The organism is uncultured Granulicatella sp. (genome assembly GCF_963515095.1).
Taxonomy (GTDB): Bacteria; Bacillota; Bacilli; order Lactobacillales; family Aerococcaceae; genus Granulicatella.
In genome coordinates this window covers 13,309-35,301 of sequence record NZ_CAUPXD010000003.1, presented here as the reverse complement: position 1 = coordinate 35,301, position 21,993 = coordinate 13,309, and the positions used below count along the sequence as shown (strand labels likewise).

At 34.2% G+C, this 21,993-nt stretch carries 19 protein-coding genes, 1 other RNA gene, 1 pseudogene and 2 riboswitches; of the genes and pseudogenes, 5 read left to right on the top strand and 16 right to left on the bottom strand.

Annotated elements, in window-relative coordinates; all coding sequences use genetic code 11:
- Positions 1 to 91: 91 nt before the first annotated feature.
- The 9 genes from RWL86_RS01505 to RWL86_RS01465 form a co-directional block, all read right to left on the bottom strand.
- Positions 92 to 1,243 carry an iron-containing alcohol dehydrogenase gene (locus RWL86_RS01505; RefSeq protein ID WP_314076845.1) on the bottom strand — a complete coding sequence of 384 codons (1,152 nt, stop codon included), beginning with the start codon at positions 1,241 to 1,243 and terminating at the stop codon, positions 92 to 94.
- A 51-nt stretch (positions 1,244 to 1,294) separates the two neighbouring features.
- Entirely contained in the window at positions 1,295 to 1,717 is a 423-nt protein-coding gene (locus RWL86_RS01500; protein WP_314076844.1) for an RbsD/FucU domain-containing protein, read from the bottom strand.
- The gene (locus tag RWL86_RS01495) at positions 1,711 to 3,201 is read right to left on the bottom strand and encodes a rhamnulokinase family protein (protein WP_314076843.1); all 1,491 of its coding nucleotides are present in this window, start codon (positions 3,199 to 3,201) and stop codon (positions 1,711 to 1,713) included. Before RWL86_RS01495 ends, RWL86_RS01500 begins: the two co-directional genes overlap by 7 nt.
- Positions 3,202 to 3,227: 26 nt before the next feature.
- Positions 3,228 to 4,307: an ABC transporter substrate-binding protein gene (locus RWL86_RS01490; protein ID WP_314076842.1), complete on the bottom strand. Its 1,080-nt coding sequence runs from the start codon at positions 4,305 to 4,307 to the stop codon at positions 3,228 to 3,230.
- Between the two features lie 73 nt (positions 4,308 to 4,380).
- Positions 4,381 to 5,364 (bottom strand): ABC transporter permease, encoded by a 984-nt coding sequence (locus RWL86_RS01485; protein WP_314076841.1) that lies wholly within the window; start codon positions 5,362 to 5,364, stop codon positions 4,381 to 4,383.
- Positions 5,365 to 5,382: 18 nt separating this feature from the next.
- Positions 5,383 to 6,879: a sugar ABC transporter ATP-binding protein gene (locus RWL86_RS01480; protein ID WP_314076840.1), complete on the bottom strand. Its 1,497-nt coding sequence runs from the start codon at positions 6,877 to 6,879 to the stop codon at positions 5,383 to 5,385.
- On the bottom strand, positions 6,872 to 7,243 hold the full coding sequence (locus RWL86_RS01475; RefSeq protein ID WP_314076839.1) for a PTS lactose/cellobiose transporter subunit IIA: 372 nt from the start codon (positions 7,241 to 7,243) through the stop codon (positions 6,872 to 6,874). Before RWL86_RS01475 ends, RWL86_RS01480 begins: the two co-directional genes overlap by 8 nt.
- A 4-nt stretch (positions 7,244 to 7,247) precedes the next feature.
- Complete coding sequence (locus tag RWL86_RS01470) at positions 7,248 to 7,544, bottom strand: PTS sugar transporter subunit IIB (RefSeq protein ID WP_314076838.1); 297 nt, start codon at positions 7,542 to 7,544, stop codon at positions 7,248 to 7,250.
- A 14-nt stretch (positions 7,545 to 7,558) separates the two neighbouring features.
- Positions 7,559 to 9,325: an L-fucose isomerase gene (locus RWL86_RS01465; protein ID WP_314076837.1), complete on the bottom strand. Its 1,767-nt coding sequence runs from the start codon at positions 9,323 to 9,325 to the stop codon at positions 7,559 to 7,561.
- 324 nt (positions 9,326 to 9,649) lie between these two features.
- Between RWL86_RS01465 and RWL86_RS01460 the strand changes: the two genes are divergently transcribed.
- The gene (locus RWL86_RS01460; RefSeq protein WP_314076836.1) at positions 9,650 to 10,402 is read left to right on the top strand and encodes a DeoR/GlpR family DNA-binding transcription regulator; all 753 of its coding nucleotides are present in this window, start codon (positions 9,650 to 9,652) and stop codon (positions 10,400 to 10,402) included.
- A 189-nt stretch (positions 10,403 to 10,591) separates the two neighbouring features.
- Here RWL86_RS01460 and recR read toward each other — a convergent pair whose 3' ends face one another.
- The 5 genes from recR to ffs all read right to left on the bottom strand — a co-directional run bounded on the left by recR (position 10,592) and on the right by ffs (position 15,675).
- On the bottom strand, positions 10,592 to 11,188 hold the full coding sequence (gene recR, locus RWL86_RS01455) for a recombination mediator RecR (protein ID WP_006703355.1): 597 nt from the start codon (positions 11,186 to 11,188) through the stop codon (positions 10,592 to 10,594).
- Between the two features lie 17 nt (positions 11,189 to 11,205).
- Positions 11,206 to 11,523 carry a YbaB/EbfC family nucleoid-associated protein gene (locus RWL86_RS01450; RefSeq protein WP_006703354.1) on the bottom strand — a complete coding sequence of 106 codons (318 nt, stop codon included), beginning with the start codon at positions 11,521 to 11,523 and terminating at the stop codon, positions 11,206 to 11,208.
- A 12-nt stretch (positions 11,524 to 11,535) separates the two neighbouring features.
- Entirely contained in the window at positions 11,536 to 13,257 is a 1,722-nt protein-coding gene (dnaX, locus tag RWL86_RS01445) for a DNA polymerase III subunit gamma/tau (protein WP_314076835.1), read from the bottom strand.
- Between the two features lie 100 nt (positions 13,258 to 13,357).
- Positions 13,358 to 15,502 carry a UvrD-helicase domain-containing protein gene (locus tag RWL86_RS01440; protein WP_314076834.1) on the bottom strand — a complete coding sequence of 715 codons (2,145 nt, stop codon included), beginning with the start codon at positions 15,500 to 15,502 and terminating at the stop codon, positions 13,358 to 13,360.
- A 73-nt stretch (positions 15,503 to 15,575) separates the two neighbouring features.
- An RNA gene (ffs, locus tag RWL86_RS01435) (signal recognition particle sRNA small type) lies at positions 15,576 to 15,675 on the bottom strand.
- A gap of 199 nt (positions 15,676 to 15,874) precedes the next feature.
- Here ffs and RWL86_RS01430 point away from each other — a divergent pair.
- The 4 genes and pseudogenes from RWL86_RS01430 to RWL86_RS08415 all read left to right on the top strand — a co-directional run bounded on the left by RWL86_RS01430 (position 15,875) and on the right by RWL86_RS08415 (position 17,589).
- A complete protein-coding gene (locus tag RWL86_RS01430; RefSeq protein ID WP_314076833.1) occupies positions 15,875 to 16,318 on the top strand; it encodes a hypothetical protein in 444 nt (147 codons plus the stop codon).
- Positions 16,319 to 16,332: 14 nt separating this feature from the next.
- Positions 16,333 to 16,776, top strand: coding sequence for a hypothetical protein (locus RWL86_RS01425; RefSeq protein WP_314076832.1), 444 nt, complete (start codon positions 16,333 to 16,335; stop codon positions 16,774 to 16,776).
- A 169-nt stretch (positions 16,777 to 16,945) separates the two neighbouring features.
- Positions 16,946 to 17,277: pseudogene (locus RWL86_RS01420) on the top strand (type IV secretory system conjugative DNA transfer family protein); the annotation flags it as partial.
- 207 nt (positions 17,278 to 17,484) lie between these two features.
- A complete protein-coding gene (locus RWL86_RS08415; protein ID WP_399534240.1) occupies positions 17,485 to 17,589 on the top strand; it encodes a putative holin-like toxin in 105 nt (34 codons plus the stop codon).
- A 216-nt stretch (positions 17,590 to 17,805) separates the two neighbouring features.
- On the opposite strand, the gene mgtA is transcribed toward RWL86_RS08415, so the two are convergent.
- A complete protein-coding gene (mgtA, locus tag RWL86_RS01415) occupies positions 17,806 to 20,469 on the bottom strand; it encodes a magnesium-translocating P-type ATPase (RefSeq protein WP_314076831.1) in 2,664 nt (887 codons plus the stop codon).
- A gap of 188 nt (positions 20,470 to 20,657) precedes the next feature.
- Positions 20,658 to 20,813: riboswitch (M-box (ykoK) riboswitch) on the bottom strand.
- A 126-nt stretch (positions 20,814 to 20,939) separates the two neighbouring features.
- A complete protein-coding gene (locus RWL86_RS01410) occupies positions 20,940 to 21,602 on the bottom strand; it encodes a TenA family protein (RefSeq protein ID WP_314076830.1) in 663 nt (220 codons plus the stop codon).
- Positions 21,603 to 21,738: 136 nt separating this feature from the next.
- Positions 21,739 to 21,829: riboswitch (TPP riboswitch) on the bottom strand.
- Positions 21,830 to 21,993 lie beyond the last annotated feature (164 nt).

Sequence of the window (21,993 nt, the reverse complement as noted above, 5' to 3'; positions counted from 1 at the left end):
TTTATTGTTTCTTCAAAATATACTTCTAAATGCTTTTCAAACTAAAAAATGCCCCTATAAAGGGACATTAAGATTTAAAACTTATTAATCATTAGAATAATTCTTTATAGAAAGCAATTGTTTCTTCTAATGTTGGCATGAATGGGTTACCAGGTGCACAAGCATCGATTAACGCATTTTTAGATAGATATTCGAAATCAAAGTCTTTTTCTTCAATTCCTAATTCAGTTAATTTCTTAGGAATACCTACAGTTTCAGATAATGTTTCAATTTCTTTAATAGCATAAGCTGCACATTCTTCATCTGATTTACCTGCTGGATCTAATCCTAAAGCTTTAGCTACATCACGGAATGCTGCAGGAACACGTTTTGCATTTTCACGTTCAATAACTGGTAATAACATTGCACAGCATACACCGTGTGGTAATTTATAAACCGCACCTAATTGGTGAGCCATTGAGTGAACATAACCTAAACCTGCGTTGTTGAATGACATACCACCTAAGAAGATAGCATTTACCATTCCTTCACGAGCTTCGATATCATGACCGTCTTTTACAGCACGTGGTAAGTATTCTTTAATTAATTCAATTGCACCAATTGATAATTTTTTAGTTACTCCATAAGCACCTGGTGTTACTAATGCTTCAACAGCGTGAGTTAAAGCATCCATACCTGTTGCCGCAGTTAATGGAGCTGGTTTAGAAACCATTAATTCTGGGTCATTAACTGAGATTAATGCTAAACTATTTTTATCAACCATTACCATTTTAACTTTACGTTCTTCGTCAGTAATAACATAGTTAATTGTAATTTCTGCTGAAGTACCTGCTGTAGTGTTGATCGCTACTACTGGTAAACCTTTTTTAGCTGATTTGTGTAATCCTTCATAGTCTTGAGGTTTTCCACCATTTGTTGCGATAACTGAAATACAGCTTGCAGCATCTTGTGGAGATCCACCACCTAAACTAATAATGAAGTCACAGTTATTTTCTTTTAATGCGCTAACACCATCTGTTACGTTTTTACAAGTTGGGTTAGGTTCTACATCTGAGAATACAACATAATCAATCCCTGCTTCATCTAAAGGTTTTGTAACTTTAGGAAGAATTTCACTTGATTGGATAAATTTATCCGTTACTAATAAAGCTTTATTGTAACCTAAATCTTTTACATAAGAACCAATTTCGTTTACTACTCCTCTTCCGATTAAGTTAATTGCTGGTACATAAAATGTTGACATAATGTTTCTCCCCTTAAATTCGTTTCATTAATTTTTTGTGTTTTTTAGTGTTTATAAAACACCTTTTTTAAGAATGATATTGCCATACAAGGCACTTTCGCCCGTTTGAATGACTAGATAAGCTTTTTCAGCTTGATCGTAAAACTCAAAACGTTCAAATTCTTTAATCGCTGCACCTGGATGACTTTCTTCTAATAATTTTTTATATTCGTCCCAAATAACTGGAACTGTTGTATCTCCCGGTACTACTTGCATAAGTCCTGCTTGGTAAGAACTATATGTGTCTAATGGTAATAATTGTAGAATTGCTTCTAATACTACTGGAACTCCATGTCCGTCCATACGAACAACACGTTGTCCAATGCGGTGAGCTGGAAAATTCGCATCCGCGATTACCAGCTCATCACCATGACCCATTTCCATTAAATATGCCACTAAATCAGGACTCAAAATTTTAGGAATTTGTTTTAACATGATGAAATTCCTTTCTTAATTTGTTTGAATTTTTGTTGAATATTAGTAAATCCTTCAACAGGTTGAGGCTCATAACGAGTCACAACTTCTGAAGCTTTAATTAGATTTTGTGCTTCTTGACGTGAATGAATCACTTCTAGTGTCAATAATTGAGAAAGGATATTTCCTAATGCACTTGCTTCCACTGGTCCTGTAATGACAAGACGATTTGTGAAGTTTGCAGTAATTTGACACAATAGTTTGTTTTGGATTCCTCCACCTACCATTTGTACGGTTGTCATTTCTTGTTTTGTTAAGTCTTCTAATTGTTCAATTGTTTCTAAATAAGTTAATGCTAAACTTTCAATTACAATTCGTACAATATGTCCTTTTGTTTGAGGAACAGCTTGTCCTGTTACTTTACAAAACTCTTTAATTTTACTTTCCATATCTCCTGGTGAAGCAAATACTGGATCGTTTGGATAAATCCATGTTTGATTATCCGTTACTTTTTCAGCTAATTGTACCATGTCAGCAAAGCTTACTTCTTCACCTTGACTTCTCCAGTCACGTTGTAATTCTTGGATAATCCACATGCCAGTTGTATTTTGAAGTAATCTATATTTACCATCGAAGCATCCTTCATTTGTTAGACCTGATTCAAATGCTTCATCCGTAATCACTGGTTTATCAGATTCAATTCCTACTAATGACCAAGTACCACATGAAATAAATACAGTACCTTTTTCATTTTCATAAGGAATTGCTAAAACTGCTGCTGCTGTATCATGTCCAGCTCCTGCAATTACTTTAAACGGTTCAACTTTTAATTCTTGAACAATTCTAGGTGATAAATCTCTTAATACAGATCCATTTTTAACTGGTTTTGAGAACCATTTGGTTGGAATTCCAAGCTTTTCAAAAATTTCTTCTGAAAAATCTTGTGTGAATACATCGAGTAACCCACTCGTACTTGCGATTGTATATTCGTTTGCAAGAACACCCGCTAATAAGTAATTAATTAAATCTGGGATAAACAAAACTCTTTGTACGACTTCTTTTAGCTGTGGTTTTTCTTGTAAATCTGAATAAACTTGCAAGATTGTATTATACGTTGCAGGTTGAACTCCTGTTTTCTTAAATAATTCATTTTTTGAAATTAATTGATAGAACGATTCCTCATAACGCCCCATTCGATTATCTCTGTAGCAATGCGGTTGATAGAGCAAATCTCCATTGTGATCTAAGTATGCATAGTCCACTCCCCATGTATCAACAGAAATGGAACGAATCGGAATAGAATCATTTGAAGCTTTTTTAATTCCTTGTTTGATTTCACCAAATAGGTGTAACAAATTCCAATACAATCCATCGTTAAGATTCACCGGCTCATTTTTGAACCGATGAACCTCTGATAACTGGAGGGAGCTGCCATTGTAAACGGCTTGCATGACACGACCTGAACTTGCTCCTAAATCAATAGCTAACACTTTCATTAAGCTCATGCTTTTTCCTCCAAATTCTTTAAATTTTATTCATATAATAATGCTTTGATATCTTCTTTGTCGATGTTTGAAGCATCATACCATTTAGAACCTGTATCTACGTCTTTAACTGTTTCACCTTTAGCTGAAGCAATTGCTAATTTAACAGCTTGGTAACCAATTTGAACTGGGTCTTGAGTAACTGAACCTACAAATACACCTTTACGGATAGCGTCTTGTTGTAAAGCACCTGAGTCAAAACCAACAGCTAAGATTTTATCTTTGCCTAACTTAGATTCTTTGAAACCACCGTTTGCGTTGATGATTGCTTTAGCAGCAAATTCATTTGAACCATAAATTGCGATAGTATCTTCTTTTTCTAACACTGTTGAAGCTTCTGTTTTACCAGCAGCATCATCTACTTGTGCAGGAACACGAACTTCGATAACAACTTTAGCATCTGCTTCTGCAACATTGTTTTTGAATTTGTCATGTCCAACTACAGCTGTTTTAATACCTTTTTTCTCTAATAATTCAACCATTTTATCAATGAAACCACTTGTTCTTTGTGTGATTGATAGAGAGTTCACTTCTTGAGAAACAACCCCAATACGAGCTTTTTTATCTCCAACTTTGCTTTCTAATAATTTGAATAAGTTTTCTGCAGCATTTCCCCCAGCAGCATGGTTGTCAGTTGAAGCTGTTGCTTTAATAGCTCCTTCTGGTGCACCAGGTACCCCTGAGTCAAACCCGATAATTGGAATATTTTTGCTTTGAGCTTGTTTAATTGCATCTAATTCAGCTTCTGTATCTAAAGCTGCTAATGCAATAGCTTTTGGATTTTTATTAATTGCGTTGTTTAATTGTTCTAATTGTTCAGCAATTGCTGTTTCATTTTGAGGTCCTACGAATGTAATTTTAGCACCTAATTCATCTGCTGCTTTTGAAGCACCTTTATTAACTGCTTTCCAAAAGTCATGTTGGAAACCTTTCGCAATTACTTCAACTTTAAAATCTCCACCTTTTGAACCTGATGCTGATCCACCACCTGATTTAGATGAACAGCCTGCTAAAATTGCAGAAGCACAAGCAAAAGTGGCAATTGCAAATTTCAATGATTTTTTCATAAGATTTCTCTCCTTTTATTTATCCATTTTGGATGTATACTAAAATTTTGAAACACTCAATACTTTTTAACGCTTATTTTTTCTTGTTTTGACGGATTAAGATATCAGAGTAAACCGCTACAATTACAACAAATCCTGTGATGAATAATTGATAGTGTGGTTGTAAGTCGATATATGGTAAACCAATCTTCAATACTGACATGATGAATACCCCAATAATTGTACCAATTACTGAACCAACACCACCGGCTAATGAAGTACCACCGACTACTACCCCTGCGATTGCATCAAGTTCCATACCGTTACCAGTACCAGGAAGAATTGTTGAGTAAGTTGCTGCATATGCGATACCAGCTAAACCAGCTAATAATCCACTAATAACATACGCTGTACCTTCCCATTTGATAACATTAACCCCAGAAAGTCTTGTAGCTTCTTTGTTAGAACCAATTGCGAAAATGTAACGACCAACTTTTGTTTTATTTAATACAACTGCTGCTAAAAGTGCTACAACAATCAGTACAATCAACCCTGTTGGAAGATTATCTTGCGTTCTGAATAAATCTTTATACCAACCTTCACCAGTTCCACGTAATGGGAAAGTGATACTTTGTACATTAGATACGATTGAACTTAAACCACGTGAAATCATCATTGTACCAAGTGTTGCAATGAATGGTGGTAAACCAAATTTCGCAATTAATACTCCGTTGAATAATCCGAATACACCTCCAATCACTAAAATTGCTAAAAGTGCTAACCATAAAGGCCAACCCATTTTTGTATGGAGCACACCACCAGTAATAGCAGCACACATCATTACAGTACCGATAGATAAGTCAATCCCACCAGTGATAATAACGAATGTTACCCCAATAGCTAAAAACCCAATGTAATAAGATGCATCTAAGATGCTGACTGCTGTATCAAATGAACGGAATGATTCACTTGAGATTGCAAAAAATCCGAAAATAACAATCAATGCGATTATTGCGATTAATTTTTGTAGCCCAACTGTTTTTACTAGTTTAGTCCAGATGGAGTTTCTCTCTTCCATATTTATACACCTCTTCAATTATCGATCTGTAGCTAAAGCTAAGATACGTTCTTGTGTTGCTTGACTAATGTCAAGTTCTCCTGTTTTACGACCTTCACACATAACAACAATACGGTCACTCATACGTAGTATTTCTGTTAATTCTGAAGAAATCATAATGATTGATTTTCCTTGAGCAACTAGCTCGTTCATTAATGTATAAATCTCACTTTTTGCCCCAACGTCAATTCCTCGAGTTGGTTCATCAAAGATTAAAATATCACTATCTTGTTCTAACCATTTTGCGATAACAACTTTTTGTTGGTTACCACCTGATAAGTTACGAACTAATTGTTTTGAGGATGGTGTCTTAGTTCTTAATGATTTAACAAATTTATCACTTGCTGTAACAATTTCTGCATCATTAATTAAACCACCATGTACATACTTATCTAAGTTTGTCATTACTGTATTATTAGCAATTGTCATATCCACGATACATCCATAACGTTTACGGTCTTCAGACAAGTATCCAATACCTTCACGAATAGCATCTTGAGGTGATTTAATATCAACTTCTTTACCATTAACTTTAATGGTACCGCTATCTTTTTTATCCGCACCAAACAGTAAACGTGCTACTTCTGTACGACCTGCCCCCATTAAACCGGAGAATCCTAAGATTTCGCCTTTTCTTAATACAAAACTTACATCTTTTACAGAACTTCCTGCATTTAAATGTTCAACTTCTAAGACTACTGGTGCATCTTCTGCTACTGCTGATGCTGCTTTTGGATCTTCATAAATTGTACGTCCTACCATCATCGCAATAATTTCATCTTTAGTTGTGTCTTTTGTATTTACTGTACCAACATATTCACCGTCACGCATAACAGTTACACGGTCAGTAATACGAGCAATTTCGTCCATACGGTGAGAAATATAAGTAATTCCTACACCTTTTTGACGTAAATCATCAATAATCACGAATAATTCATTGATTTCTGATTCTGTTAAAGCTGCAGTTGGTTCATCAAATACAATTACTTTTGCATCCATTGATAACGCTTTTGCAATTTCAACCATTTGTTGTTTCCCAACTGTTAAATGACCCACTTTTTCTTGTGGATTAATATCCAGTTTTAACAAGTTGAATAATTCTTTTGCCTTTTTATTTGCAGCATTATCATCAATAAAGAAACCTTGACTAATTTCTTCACGACCGATGAAAATATTTTGTGCTACTGTTAAATCATTCATCATATTTAATTCTTGGTGAACGATAACAATACCATCATCCATTGCTTCTTTTGGTTTTGAATATTCCACTTGTTTTCCGTTATAGTGAATCGTTCCTTCATTTGGTTTATGAATCCCTGTTAAAACTTTCATTAATGTGGATTTTCCTGCACCATTTTCACCCATTAGGGCGTGTACTTCTCCAGCTCTTAAGTCGAAATCTACACCTTTTAAGGCTTTTACTGGTCCAAAGCTTTTTACGATTCCCTTCATTTCAAGAATAACTGGATTACTCATGCGTTTCACCTACCTGTTCCAGTTTGTTAACGCGCTCTTGGAGCGCTTTCATTTGTGCTTGTTGTTCAATGACGATGCCAACCATTTCGACGAGTAAGTGACTATTCATAAAGTGATCCTGTGCATGTACAGCTAGTAATGTTGGAGCACTTGCTTCTCCTTTAATTTCTAGTTGAATCATTTCTGTTTGAATATTGTGAGCTTCTACTCCTTTAACTTTCGCTTCATCGAGTAATTCTCTTGCAGATGATATATCACCTGCAAGAGCACTCTTCATGGATTGCATTGCTAAAGTTGTCACTTTACTACTTTTTACTATGAGTTGCATCAATCGTCCTGTTTCTGCTTTTTTAGTATCACTCATAAGTTTATCCTAATAATTCAATACCTTGTTTAAGAACTTCTTCTCCACGCATATTTTCAAAATCTTCATCTGAAATAACTGCAACTGGAATTTCAAGGTTTGCTTTTGCTTTTTCTTCAAGATAAGCTAATTGAGGTGATAATAGTAGAACATCTACATTTTTTAAATTATCAACACCTGTAATTCCTACTGAGTAGAAAGAATAATCTAATTTATCACGATAAATTACTTCATGAATTCTTTCTACTAACATACTTGTTGTTAATCCGCCAACGCAGGCTAAAATAATTGTTTTTGTCATTCTAGTTACCTCTTTTATTTATGAATTGGACCTAATAATTGACAAGCACGGTAATCAGCTGATTCTAAATCTTCTGTTCCGAATAATGACCAATTTTTCGGTCTGAAAATATCTTCTTCATCCACATTGTGCATATTTACTGGAATACGTAGCATAGAAGCTAATGTAATTAAATCTGCTCCAATATGTCCATAAGAGATTGCACCGTGGTTAGCACCCCAGTTGTTCATCACATCGTATACTGACTTGAATGCGCCTTTTCCTGTTAAGCGAGGTGCAAACCATGTTGTTGGCCAACCTGGGTCTGTACGATTGTCTAATGTATGGTGAACTTCTTCTGGTAATTCTAATGTGTAACCTTCAGCAATTTGTAATACTGGTCCTACACCTTTTAATAAGTTTAAGCGAACCATTGTTACAGGCATATTTCCTTTTGTTAAGAAGCGAGTTGAGTAACCGCCACCACGGAAGTATTCTCTGTTTGCTGCTGGGAAATCTGTATTTTCAAGCATTGCATCTACTTCATTTTGAGATAATTCCCAGAATGGTTTCATAACAGCTTCTCCATCACGAGTAGCTTGACCTGTACCGTCTAAAGTACAAGAACCTGAGTTAATTAAGTGTAAGAATCCATTTTCTGCATGACCTTCTAATTTATGTCCTGTTACACGTTCAACTGCTTCTGGACTCCAGTAAGTACGAACGTCTGCGAAAATTTGTGGTGTATTTGTTAATAAGTAGTTGAATAACATTGATACACCATTTAATGCATCATTTTCTGTAGCGAAAATGTAAGGACGACGGATACCATTCCAGTCAAATTGAGTATTTAAGAATGTTTCCATAAAGTCCCCATTAGGGAAGTGGTCTGTCCATTGACGTTGACCTTGGAATCCACCTACTAAAGCATAGTGACCAACAGCTTCTTCTTCAAAACCAAGTTCAGCTAAGCGAGGGTTACCAACCATCAAGTCACGACCAATCATGAACATTTTAATAACAAATTCCCATTGTTTATCTTTTTCTTCACGACTTAATACTAAATCTTCACGGTTACGATCGAAACCTTCTTTAACATTTTCTTTTACCCAAGCTAGAGCACGTTCAAATTCTTCATGGTCATAAATACCACGGTCGATACGACGAGTAAATTCTGTCATATCCACTGATTCATTACGCATTCCTAAATATTCTTGGAAGAAATCAGGATCTACGATTGAACCACCGATACCCATTGAAACGCTACCCATTGATAAGTAAGCAGTGTCTCTCATTAATCCAGTTGCTAATGCTGCTCGAGCATAACGTAAAAGTTTTTCTTTTACATCTTCTGGAATTTCTGTTGTAGATGCTTCTTGAACATCTTTACCATAAATACCAAATGCTGGAATTCCTTTTTGAGCATGAGAAGCAAGAACGGCTGCTAAATATACAGCTCCTGGTCTTTCTGTTCCATTGAATCCCCAAATAGCATGTGGAATATCAGGTGACATATCCATTGTTTCACTACCATAACACCAACATGGAGTTACTGTGATTGTTGCACAAACGTTTGATTTTTTGAACAATTCATGTGAAGCCGCAGCTTCTGGCACACGTCCAATTGTTGATGGTGAAATCACACATTCAACAGGTTGTCCGTCTGGATATTTCAATGTTGACTCTAGCAAAGCTGCCACACTTTTGGCCATATTCATTGTTTGTACTTCTAAAGATTCGCGAACCCCTTGACGACGGCCATCGATCGTAGGACGAATCCCGATACGTGGATGTTGTATCATTTTTTCCTTCCTCCTTGTTTTACCTTTTGTCAGTATCATTCAATCCATATTTTGAACGCCTGACTTTTTAACTTCCTATCTTTTAAAACTTTTGTTTTAAATGTTTCCCCCTTCTTATTTTTATTGATACTTGTTGGCGTTAAGATGAAGGTATGATCATCAAATGTCATAATAGTACCATCTATTTCTTGATTTCATCATACCAATATTAGAAAGCGGATACAATACATGAAAGCGCTATTGGAATTTCTCCAAAATTTGTGCTATAATTTGTTCAAAAGTGTTCAAAATTATTCAATGTGTATTATATCAGGAGGGGTTAATATGGTTTCTTACGAACGAATGTCAAAAATATTAGATATTTTATCGAAAAGAAAAATGATTTCTACAATACAATTGGAATCACTCATGTTCTGTTCTACTTCAACTTTAAGAAGAGACTTAATTCAATTAGAAAAAGATGGAAAGATCATTCGAACTCATGGAGAAGTGAGACTAGTAACAACAAACAATGTTGAATATACTTATGAGAGTCGTAAACAAGAAGAAACTTCAGGGAAAAAATATATCGCTGAAACAGCTTCAACATTTTTAACGGATAATCAATCGATTTTTATTGATAGTTCATCAACAGCCGCAATGCTCGTTCCATATTTAGCAAATTTACAAAATTTACGTGTGATAACAAACGGACTAGAAATCGCACGGCAACTGAATAATTATGACAATATCACTTTATTTTTCTGCGGTGGCCACATTGATTACGGGACAAATTCAGCATTGGGAGATTTCGCCAACCATTTTATCAATAATTTTCATGCAGACATTTGTTTCATGAGTTGTAGAGGTCTCGATCGATTTGGTTCTTATGAAGCAAACTATAATCAAGCTTTACTAAAACAACAAATGATTGCTAATTCAGATTTGACGGTATTATTAGCAGATTCTTCTAAATTCCATACAAGTCACTATTTTAAATTAGCCAATTACAATGTAATTGATTATATTATTACAAACGAAGCACCTGTAGAATCATTCCAAGATACAGTTAATAAACAATGCGAGATTCTTTGGTAATGATTATTAAATAGTTATAAAAATCTTAGACCTTTTTTGTATTTGATTTTTCATCAAAGCAAAAAAGGATTTTTTAGTTAAAAAAGACTTCCCATAGTAGCATTAGTCCAATGAGACTCGCTTTTGCGAGGCTACTTGCGTCCTCCTGCTACTATACAAGGGAAGTCTATTCGTAATTTTATAACATTATTACAGCTCTCTTCGTCCTTCAATTGCTTTGAATAAAGTCATTTCATCTGCATATTCAATATCACTACCAACTGCAAGACCATGCGCTAAACGCGTCACTTTAATTCCAGCTGGTTTAATTAAACGAGATAAATACATCGCAGTTGCTTCACCTTCTGCAGTTGCATTAGTGGCAATAATCACTTCTTCTACAGTAGGATCTTGAAGACGCTGAATAAGAGAAGCCACATTAATATCATCAGGTCCTGTCCCTTCCATTGGAGAAAGAACACCATGAAGAACATGGTACAAACCTTTATATTCCTTCATTCTCTCTAAACTCATCACATCTCGACTATCTTCAACAACTAGTATTTTGGTTCTATCTCTAGAAGCATCTTGGCAAATCTCACAAGGATCTTCTTGCGTAATATTCCCACAAACAGAACACATCGTTAAATCTCGTTTACAACTAATGAGTGCATTGGCAAAATTCATCACTTCTTCTTCCGGCATTTCCATGCTGAAAAAAGCTAGACGAGCTGCTGTTTTCGCCCCGATTCCAGGAAGTTTCATATAACTATCCATTAATCGAGCAATTGGTTCTGGATATTGCATCCTCTCACCTCAACTCATTAAAATCCAGGGATATTTAATCCTCTAGTAAATTGTCCCATTGTTTGCTCATTTGCTTTTTCAGCTTGCTCTAAGGCACGATTTGTTGCCATTAATACTAAGTCTTGTAATAATTCAACATCATCTCCATCAACCGCTTCTGGTTTAATCGATACAGAAAGTACTTGACGTTTTCCATTCACTGTCACTTGTACTAAGTCACTTTGAGAGCTTCCTACATATTCTGTTTGGTTTAACTCCTCTTGAGCTTGTGCCATTTGTTTTTGTAATTTTTGCATTTGTTTCATCATGCCTTGCATATTTCCCATTCCACGCATGTTGATTCCTCCTTAATTGTTTTCTGTTTCTTCTGAAATATGAACAATTTCTTCTCCAAACAAATCAATCGTATTTTGAACTAATTGTTCTACTTCATTTTTTTCTTCTTCATCAGTCGGTTGCTCTTCCATTTCTGTTGCATGAGTCACACCTTCTGCTTCTTGCTTTTCTTTCTTATCTCGTAAATAATCTTGTCGAATTTGTACCCATTGTTCTCCTGTCACACTGACAAAATTCCCCGGATACTGCGCTAATGTTTGACAATGACGAGCAATATCTTCATGAAGTTCTACACTTTCCTGCGCTCTTTGACATAAAATTTCATAATCGAATTTTAAGACGAATCCATTTGGACTAGCTGCTACAGGTTCACTTGCTTTCAATAACGCTCTTTGAGTGGTCGAAAGCATTTGTAATAAATCGCCCCACAATTCTCGAATAAAAATTAAATCTTTACGAGTTGCAGCATCAAGCACTTTATACACTTCACCAATATTTGGTTTATATGTACTTGCTTTTGCCTGTGGAGTTGATGTCACTTTTTTAGGAGCTACTACTCCTTGTCCTTGTAATAATTGAGACATCTGTTGCTGTAAACTTTGCAACTGTTGTTCCAATTGTGAGACATATTCCTGATTAGCTGGAACTGCTTGCTGAGTTACCGCTACTACTGGTTGTGCCATTTTAATTGTAAAGACTTCTAAACTAATAGTTGGTTTTGTCGTAAATCGCATTTCTTGTTGCGTTTGATTTAAAGCATCCATAAAGCGATATAAAAAGGCTTCTTCAACCTCTTTTGCAAACTCTACAAAAGCTTCACTTCTACCAATCATATCTCCTGTTTGCTTAGCAACTAATAAATCTCTAGAAAATTCTAGCCATTCTTCAATTAAACGAGATGCTTCTTTTCCTAGCAATAATAAGTCTTGTAATTGTAATAATGCTGCTTGTGCTTGTTGCTGAGTCAATAATCGAACAAATTCAATCATTAAATCATCCGTTAAACTTCCAGAAACTTGAATGGCTTGTTCAAAACTCACTTTATCATCACTAAATGAAATAACTTGATCTAATAAACTTAATGCATCACGCATTCCACCATTAGCACAACGAGCAATAACACTTAGTGCTTCTTCTTCATATGCAATCTCTTCTTGCTCTAAAATATAACGAAGTCTTTGAATAATTTCATCATTCGTTATTCTTCTAAAATCAAATCGCTGTGTTCGTGAAATTATCGTTGCTGGAATTTTATGCGGTTCAGTCGTTGCTAGTATAAAAATGACATTTTTTGGAGGTTCTTCCAGTGTTTTTAATAAAGCATTGAATGCTCCTGTTGATAACATATGCACTTCATCGATAATATAAACTTTATACGTTGCTTGAGTTGGCGCATAACGAGCTTTATCTCGAATATCACGAATTTCTTCTACCCCATTATTACTCGCCGCATCAATTTCAATAACGTCCCCAATCGTTCCTTCTGTAATGCCTTTACATAATAAACATTCATTACAAGGTTCTCCATCTTGAGGATTCAAACAGTTAATTGCTTTAGCAAAAATTTTCGCAGCACTTGTTTTCCCAGTTCCTCTTGGTCCTGTAAATAAGTACGCATGACTTGTTTTATGATGGATAATCGCATTTTTCAATGTTTTTGTAACTGCAGTTTGTCCCACCATATCTTCAAATTTTTGTGGTCGCCATTTTCGGTATAACGCTTGATAAGCCATCGGTCTTCTCCTTTTGACTTTATACTAAGAAAACACAACGCTACAATTGTAGGTTATGTTTTCTATCCTTTACTATTTTACATTTTTTTATGAGATTTGACTACCGGAATGTTCCAAAAACAGACATTGGTGCTTTAGAGTTTGCAATAAAACTTGTCACATCTGGAGTCGTTAAAATATTCAAGCGATGTTTTGCACGAGTACAAGTTGTATAGAACATAAAGCGTTCTTTCATCGTTGCATAGCGATCTTTTGTAGCTTGCCAAATAAATACTTGGTCAAATTCTAGTCCTTTAGCAACTTCAATCGTTGTCACTACTAATCGACTACCTAATGATTCACTTGTATCCTCTAATAATTCAGCATCATACTCGACTAACTCTTTTTGTAAAGCTTTTGCTTCGTCCATTGTACGGCAGAAAATAGCATTTGTATGATAACATTCAGGTGTATCTTCAACTAATTTCTTCAATCGTTCAATTGAAGGTTCTTCATCAACAAATACCCCTACTTCTTCACCTGTACGTGGAAAGACATTTTTATCTAATTCCCAACCTAAAATACCATTAGCAAAACGAGTAATTTGCGCCGTACAACGGTAACTAATTTCTAATGAACGATGTTCTAATACACGTTCTTTGAAAAAGGCTGCTACTAATTCTGGATGACGTTCTTCTAAAGAGAAAATCGTTGTAGCTGTTGAGAATGATTGGAATGTATCTCCTACTACTGTAAATTTTGCACGGAAATAATAATTGGATAATGCTGCCATAAATAATAATGAAACATCTTGAACTTCATCAATAAATAAGTGAGTATATCCTTGATAATCACGAATTGGAGCAATCATTGTTGCTACGTAAAGTAACACTCTTACTCCTTCTGCTGTTACTTGAAGACGTCCTTCACCTGTATCTTTTAAAGGTAACTGAGCATTATCTACTTTTCCTAATTCTTCTCTACGCTGTTTTGCTAGTGGCATCCAGTCTTGTAAATGTTTAGCAAAATTGACAAAAGCAAACATTTCTACTTGTTGTTCAGCATCCTGTGATTGTTTTTCAAATACTCGTTGTCCTAGCATTTGATAATATTCTGTCTCACTATTAAATTCTTGATTTTTCATTAATACTTCAATTTGCATAGGAGACATTTCTTCATATACACTTTTAGCGACTTCAGAAACATAAAAACGATTTAAACGACGTTTTAAGTTCTTTTCTAACACTTCCTGAATTTGTACCAATTGTTGATATAATGTTAATTTAGGATTTACTTGTTCAATAATTTTTTGATAATCTTTTTCACCAAAAATTCTAAATCCTTTAATTGAAATCGGACGGAAATATAAATTCGCTACCGATAAAGCTGGCAATTGTTCAGCAATAAGAGCCGCCCATTCACTATCTGTTAAATACGCTCTTCTCGTTTTAGTTGGTACTAACATAGTTGTTTTATTTAAGAAAAACTTTTTAAATAATTCTACTGTATGTTGTGCTAATGTTTGTTGATATAATTCACTACCTGTCAAATTTGGAATAACATGTGAAATATACTTAGCAAATAATTGGTTACGTGATAACAATAACATATCATTATGCGTTTGATCTTTTGATTGGTACATCAAATACGCAATTCGTTGTAATAAAATCGTTGTTTTCCCACTACCTGCACAACCATTAACGATTAACCAATCTTTTTGTTTATGGCGAATAATTTCATTTTGTTCCTTTTGAATTGTTGCTGTAATTCCTTCTAAATGTCCATCACGATTCGTAGGTGCACTTAATGTTTCCATTAATAATGATTCTTCATTTTCAACATCATAAACCGATTGAATTTTTCCTTTTTTAATGACAATATCACGTTTTAAAAAAGCTTGTCCATGTTGAATTCCTGAAGGAGTTTGATACGTTAAATCTCCTAAAGTTCCTTCATAAAATAAACTCGCAATCGGCGCTCGCCAATCATAAACTTGCACTTGTTTTTCTTCATCAAAAAATGTAGATGAACCGATATACATTTTTTCCACTTCTGGTTCACCTTCAAACTGCACATCAATTCTTCCAAAATACGGAGATTCTTTTTGTTCTTCTAATTGATGAATTGAAAAATCAATGAAATCTTGACGTTGTTGATCTAAATGTTCATCTTTTAATCTTTGTTTTTCAGATTGTATTTTTGCATCAAATTTCGATTGAACTTCTACTAAGTGCTTTTCTTCCTCTTTGAATCCTTTGTTTTTCACTAGAGAGCTCCTCCATCTATTCCAAAATACTTACTTATAAAAACAGGCTGGAACACTAGCCCCAGCCTGTAATTTCTTCTATGTACATACAGCACATAACGAACGATACTTATAGCTGCTTCCTTCCGGACCTGACTCGATTCATATGTTCGCTATTGCCATATGGCCTAACGGCAGATATTATTATACTCTACTTTTCTGAAAATTGCAACAGTGCAAAGAAAATAGTTTTCACGTTGTGTTTCTTAGAGTGTGCATGGTGAAAAATTAAGATTGACATTTTGTATACAAAGATATATAGTTTATACGTAATATTGTTTTTAAAATTAGATATACGTTAGTATCATTATTGTACTTTAAGGATGGTTGATTTTGGAGAAAATATACAGAAGAAGCCTAGTTGCGGTTATTTATAATTTAATAATAATGATTTTTGGAGCACTTGTTGCATTTTTAATTTCCGGAGTAATTGGAGGATATAAAGTTGCAATTATTATATCTTCTATCATCATTATTTTGGTTGTAATAAGTATATTTAGGCAATTGAAAACTAAAGTAATTATAAATGGAAATCGTTTATCGATAAACGATGGGAAAAAGGAATTTAACTATAATCTAAATGAAGTTCATATTTCTTCAGAACAAAGAAACAATGACTCGTTTTTCTTATATCTTTATACAGAAGATGGTAATAAGGAAATGTTTGATTTATCTTCGCTAGGAAAAAGAAAATATAATGAACTTATTGAAGATTTAGGAGTGGTTGGAGTAAAAAGCAAGACAATTAAATTAAATGATGTTAATAAAAATAATTAAAAAGGAGAATGAAAATGGATAAATATTTAGAAGCATTTTTTTCAATGGGAGTATATGCCTATGTTGTGATTGCAATTTTTATATTAGCGGCTGTTTTTTCGTTTGTGTCAAATAAAATGAACAAAAATGCCTTGAATAAATGGTTAGCTGTACATCCTAATGCGGTGAAAATTGAGCTTTCTTCCGGAAATAATGTAATCACTCAAAAACAATTATATGCTAGAGTAATCAGTGGTGAAGCTGCTATTTTTAATGAAAAAGCAAAATATATAGTTTGTGCAGATCCAGGAGATATTGTTTTAGAAGTAACTTACACATATACTAGACCTGGAGTGTTACATAAAAGCGTTACTACAACATGGGGCCCTGCAAAAGTGGAGCTTAATGTTGAAAGAGGAAAAGACTATTTACTAAGTTTTGATAAGAAAGAAGAGCAATTTAAGTTATCTAGTAAATAATTATTTGATTGACTTGAGTTGAAGGAATAGCTATCGTTCAAAAATTTTGTATTAAAGATAGTTATCATTTAATATTATGTATCAGTTTAATTAACAGCAAATCAAACAGGTTTGCTGTTTTTTGTTGTTCAAAATAAGGCGTCAATAAATGAGAAAAGGTACTTGACAAAACGCTTCATGGGAAACGACAAAAGATATTCAGCCGTATGTGGATGAAAAGTCCCAAAATAATATCTTACTTACTCAAACTGAGCGATTAACAATAAATGGAAGACCGGCAAATCCAAAGTATGCAAGAAATAAAAATGTACTTGTTATAGGTGATTCTGGTTCAGGAAAAACGAGATTTTATGTAAAGCCGAACCTAATGCAAATGCACTCTTCATATTGTGTTACAGATCCTAAGGGAACGATAGTCGTTGAATGTGGCAAGATGCTGAAGAAAATGGCTATGAGATAAAAATCTTAAATACCATCAACTTCAAAAAGAGTGTCAAACACAAGTGATAATGTCTCAATGAAACACAAATAAAAATAATCAAAAGAATATTATTATAACAACGTGATTTTTTACACATTTCACTGTTATTTTCATTTCGTTTATGGTACACTCTCCGCGTAGAAAGTTTTAAGGCGGTGGCAATCTCTTATAAAGGTAGGTGATGCTTATGAGCATCTATTCCAAATCTATCGAAAGGAGGTTGTATTTTGTCAGTCTATGAAGCATTGACATTGGTGTGTTCTTTTGCGACTTTACTAGTTTCATTAGTATCACTTGTTGTCAAGCTGATAGAAATCAAGACAAAAAAATAACACCGCACAAAACTTGGGTATAGTTTGCGGTGTTATTAAAACATCATAAACAAGCCACCGTCTTTTTAACGGTCTACACAGAGTCGAGTTGCAGCTCGGCTCTTTTTGTATCTTCATTATACCAAAAAGAAAACGAATTGCAAACTTCTCAAATCCAAGGCCCCTCTCATGATCAAACACAAGTAAAAATGTCACTAATCATATAAACATTCATTTCTATAACCATTCACGATATTTCTTAATATACACTTTTTTTACAATCGTTACTAATAACATATAGCTTACTGTAATTAAAATTAAAGCTAAGAAATACATCCCATTTAAAGTAGCTAGTTTTAGGGAAGTTGCTAATGGTGTATACGGTAATACTGTCACGATAAATAACGCAAATAATGATGTCACTAATAACGAAAAGGCTGGTTTTGATTGAATAAATGGTAATTTAGGAGAACGAAGCATATAAATTACCATTGTTTGAGTCCACATGGATTGAATAAACCAACCTGTTTGGAAAACCATTAAGAAGAATGCAGGATTTGTTGACTCAGCATAACTACTTCCTGTAATCATTGGCGCAATTCCAAAGAACATCACTGCAAATGTAATAATATCAAAAATAGAACTAGTTGGTCCTAACCATGACATAAATCTTGTAATCGATTTAGCAGTCCATGCACGTGGTTCTTTTAAGAAATCATCATCTACATTATCAAATGGCAACGCTACACAACTCAAGTCATAAATTAAGTTAAGCACAATTAAATGTACGGGAGCCATTGGTAAAAATGGTAAAAATACACTCGCAAATAATAATGAAAAAATATTTCCAAAATTAGATGAAACGGTCATTTTGATATATTTTGTCATGTTCGCATATACTTTACGACCTTCAATTAATCCTTTTTCTAACACTAATAAATCTTTATCTAAAAGAATGACATCCGCTACTTCTTTGGCAATATCCACTGCTGTATCTACAGAAATACCTACATCTGCTACTTTTAGAGACGGTGCGTCATTAATTCCATCTCCCATATATCCAACTTTATGACCATTCGCTTTTAATAATCGAATAATGCGAGCCTTTTGTTCTGGAGAAAGTTTTGCAAAAATAGTTGTCTTTTCAGCTTCTATCGCTAAAGTTGCATCATCCATCTCTTCTATATCTGTCCCTAATAAAATATAATCAACAGGTAATCCTACTCGTTCACACACTGTTTGTGTTACTTTTTCATTATCTCCTGTTAAAATTTTTGTCATAACACCATGTTCTTTTAACGCTTGAATCGCTGGTGCTGCTGAAGGTTTTGGTGGATCTAAGAACGCTAAATATCCCATTAAAATCATATTGGATTCATCTTCTACTGCGAATCGATGTGAATTATTTGGATAGAATTTCTGACTAACTCCTAATACACGAAGCCCCTGTTCATTTAATTGAGAAACAGCTTCTAAAATATTTTGACGGATTTCTTCTGTTATTGGATAAATTTCCTTTCCATCTTGTACATAAGAAGAAATACTTAGCATTTCTTCAAGAGCACCTTTTGTTACTAATAATGCTCCTTCTTGCGTTTCTTCTTTTACAATCACACTCATACGACGACGTTCAAAATCAAATGGTAATTCATCAATTTTTTTGTAACGAGTTGAAAGATCCCGTAAATCTTCATGCTCAATTGATTCTTTTTCTGTACGTGTAATAATGGCACGGTCTAATAAATTTTTAAGTCCTGTTTGGAAATAACTATTTAAATAACCAATTTTTAGTACTCCTAAATCAAGATTCGCATGAATATCTAGTGGATATTCCAAAATAATTTCATCTTGTGTTAACGTTCCTGTTTTATCGGTACAAAGAATGTCAATAGCGCCCAAATCTTGAATTGCATTTAATTTTTTAATGACTACTTTTTCTTTTGCCATAATAACTGCACCTTTGGCAAGGCTTGCTGTAATAATCATTGGTAACATTTCTGGTGTTAACCCAACCGCAACACTGAGCGCAAATACTCCTGCTTCTAGCCAGTCACTATCGGTTAAACCATTAATCACAAATACAACAGGAACAAGTACTAACATTAAACGAATTAATAACCAAGAAATTGTATTCATTTCTTTTTCAAAACTTGTTGGTTCATCAAAATTATTTAACGTCTTTTCAATACGACCAATCATCGTATCATTTCCTGTTACTAAAATAACCGCTAGTGCACTACCACTCACGACATTCGACCCCATAAATACAAAGCGTTCACTTTCTAATACAGTTTTTTGAGTTTCATCTTCTGACGGAATCCACATTGCTTTTTTCTCAATGGATTCACTTTCACCTGTTAAGCTTGATTGTTGGATAAAGAAGTCTCTTGTTTCAAGTAGCAAAGCATCTGCAGGCAACATATCTCCTGCACTTAATTTAATCATATCTCCTACTACTAATTCTTCAATAGGAATTTCTTGCTGAATTTCATCACGAATCACAGTAGCCGTATTTACAATTAAGCTAGATAAATTACTTGCTGCTTTATCACTTTTTAATTCTTGGACAAAACGAATCCCTCCTGAAATTAGGACTAAAACAACAATAATGATGGATGTTGTCGGATCTTCTTCTCCAGGTTTGGCTAAAATCACATTCGTCATTAACGAAATAACAGCAATGACTAATAAAATTACTGTAAATGGATTAATAATCGATTCATAAATTTTCTTCCAAAGTGGTACTTCTTTTGCTTTCGTTAATTTATTTTCTCCATAAGTTTCACGAAGTGTCTCCACTTGTTCTTCTCGAACTCCAGTAATAGAAGTTTCTAAATAATCTAGTACATCTACTACTGAATTTGTCATTGCAAAATCAAATCTTTCTTTTGCTGTTTTCATTTTACTTCACCTCTTTTGTTAAGTCAGATGAAGCAATGGTGATTATCATGCAATCGCCTTTGTTCATCTGCTAAATTTTGCTTACTATCCGGTTCCGGCATTTCTAATCACCCCTTTTGAAAAATTTCGGCAAATGAAAAACATCTTGTTCCGTGCTTAGACGTAACAAGATGCCTTAAAATACAAAGTTCTTATTTCCCCGTCCAAGCTTTAACATCATGGAGCAATGAAATGACATTAGTTTCTGCCTTCACGACAGGAACTGCTAACCAACGAATAGTGTCTCCACTACTTTGCGGTAGCCATCCGTATCTCCATGGTAGTCTCACCTACCGATTTACATGAACAGTATACTGAATTCCTTTATCTACTGTCAAATAAAAAGAATACAGCGCCTTCCTAAAGTATCAAACACACGGAATAACTTCTCTCTAGAATCCTAACCGTTTATTTTTATATACGCTAAACAACTAACCTTCATACCCAATTTCAAAAAACGCTAGCTCTAAAGACACTGCACGATTCCAACGTTCTTGAAGTGCTGAAACAGTTCCTTTATCCTTACAAATTCTATTCAACTCATTAACGAGAAATTGAACCCATTCTTCAAAAAATTCTCCTCTATGAAGATGAATCCACTCCAGATGAACATATTTCTCTGGAAGAGGTAATTCCTTAGAGCCCCAATCTAAATATAAACCTTCTGCAATGACTAACATCACTAAAAGTTGAGCATAATCAGATGAATCTACTGCTGAATACATTAGTTTTTGAAACTCTTTTGTCACAGGATGTAACGTTACTTCTAAATATTCATTTTCTGCCACTCCTAATTCTTTAAATGCTTTTTGAAAATAGCCATCTTCATCTGCTTCTAAAAATCCTAATTGTTTTGCAAATCGTAATTTTGCTTCAAGCGTGTCAGCATGTGCCACACAAGCCCCTAGCATCGATAAAAAAGCATCAAAAAAATGATAGTCTTGAATCAAATATTTTATTAGCACTTCATCCTCAATCGTTCCTTCAAAAAGCTCCTTTACAAAACGATGATTGACTGCAGCTTTCCAATCTTTCTGACTATTTTTTAGCAATTCTTCCACAGCATTTCCCGTTTTAAAAGCATATTTTCCCATATATAACCATTCCTTTCCTATTCCATATTTTGCAAAAATCCTCTTTCATTTACCAAATGATGAGGCAAACAAAAGAGGATATTAGATGATTATTCAAATATAAGTCTTTTTCCTTAATCTATCCTATGGATTAGACATAATTAGCGAATCATTTCCCTTCGACAGTACGAACTGCATCAGGTTCAATGGGTATCATCTCAGCCATAAAGGCACCCCAAATGTTCTCTCATTTCATTCGAAACCAGTATAACAATACAGGGATTTAATGTAAAGTTTTTGATTTTTGAATTTGTAAAACCTTTATAATACTTCTTCATAATTCTACTCCCACTTGAAGTTCTCCAAATAAAAAGTTGTCATTTGTTCAAATCGTTCAATGAGCTAAAATGTA

What these genes read in the sequence shown, in the direction of transcription:
- RWL86_RS01505 (WP_314076845.1), bottom strand. Translation starts at nt 1,243, where the DNA reads ATGTCAACATTTTATGTACCAGCAATTAACTTAATCGGAAGAGGAGTA.
- RWL86_RS01500 (WP_314076844.1), bottom strand. Translation starts at nt 1,717, where the DNA reads ATGTTAAAACAAATTCCTAAAATTTTGAGTCCTGATTTAGTGGCATAT.
- RWL86_RS01495 (WP_314076843.1), bottom strand. Translation starts at nt 3,201, where the DNA reads ATGAGCTTAATGAAAGTGTTAGCTATTGATTTAGGAGCAAGTTCAGGT.
- RWL86_RS01490 (WP_314076842.1), bottom strand. Translation starts at nt 4,307, where the DNA reads ATGAAAAAATCATTGAAATTTGCAATTGCCACTTTTGCTTGTGCTTCT.
- RWL86_RS01485 (WP_314076841.1), bottom strand. Translation starts at nt 5,364, where the DNA reads ATGGAAGAGAGAAACTCCATCTGGACTAAACTAGTAAAAACAGTTGGG.
- RWL86_RS01480 (WP_314076840.1), bottom strand. Translation starts at nt 6,879, where the DNA reads ATGAGTAATCCAGTTATTCTTGAAATGAAGGGAATCGTAAAAAGCTTT.
- RWL86_RS01475 (WP_314076839.1), bottom strand. Translation starts at nt 7,243, where the DNA reads ATGAGTGATACTAAAAAAGCAGAAACAGGACGATTGATGCAACTCATA.
- RWL86_RS01470 (WP_314076838.1), bottom strand. Translation starts at nt 7,544, where the DNA reads ATGACAAAAACAATTATTTTAGCCTGCGTTGGCGGATTAACAACAAGT.
- RWL86_RS01465 (WP_314076837.1), bottom strand. Translation starts at nt 9,325, where the DNA reads ATGATACAACATCCACGTATCGGGATTCGTCCTACGATCGATGGCCGT.
- RWL86_RS01460 (WP_314076836.1), top strand. Translation starts at nt 9,650, where the DNA reads ATGGTTTCTTACGAACGAATGTCAAAAATATTAGATATTTTATCGAAA.
- recR (WP_006703355.1), bottom strand. Translation starts at nt 11,188, where the DNA reads ATGCAATATCCAGAACCAATTGCTCGATTAATGGATAGTTATATGAAA.
- RWL86_RS01450 (WP_006703354.1), bottom strand. Translation starts at nt 11,523, where the DNA reads ATGCGTGGAATGGGAAATATGCAAGGCATGATGAAACAAATGCAAAAA.
- dnaX (WP_314076835.1), bottom strand. Translation starts at nt 13,257, where the DNA reads ATGGCTTATCAAGCGTTATACCGAAAATGGCGACCACAAAAATTTGAA.
- RWL86_RS01425 (WP_314076832.1), top strand. Translation starts at nt 16,333, where the DNA reads ATGGATAAATATTTAGAAGCATTTTTTTCAATGGGAGTATATGCCTAT.
- mgtA (WP_314076831.1), bottom strand. Translation starts at nt 20,469, where the DNA reads ATGAAAACAGCAAAAGAAAGATTTGATTTTGCAATGACAAATTCAGTA.
- RWL86_RS01410 (WP_314076830.1), bottom strand. Translation starts at nt 21,602, where the DNA reads ATGGGAAAATATGCTTTTAAAACGGGAAATGCTGTGGAAGAATTGCTA.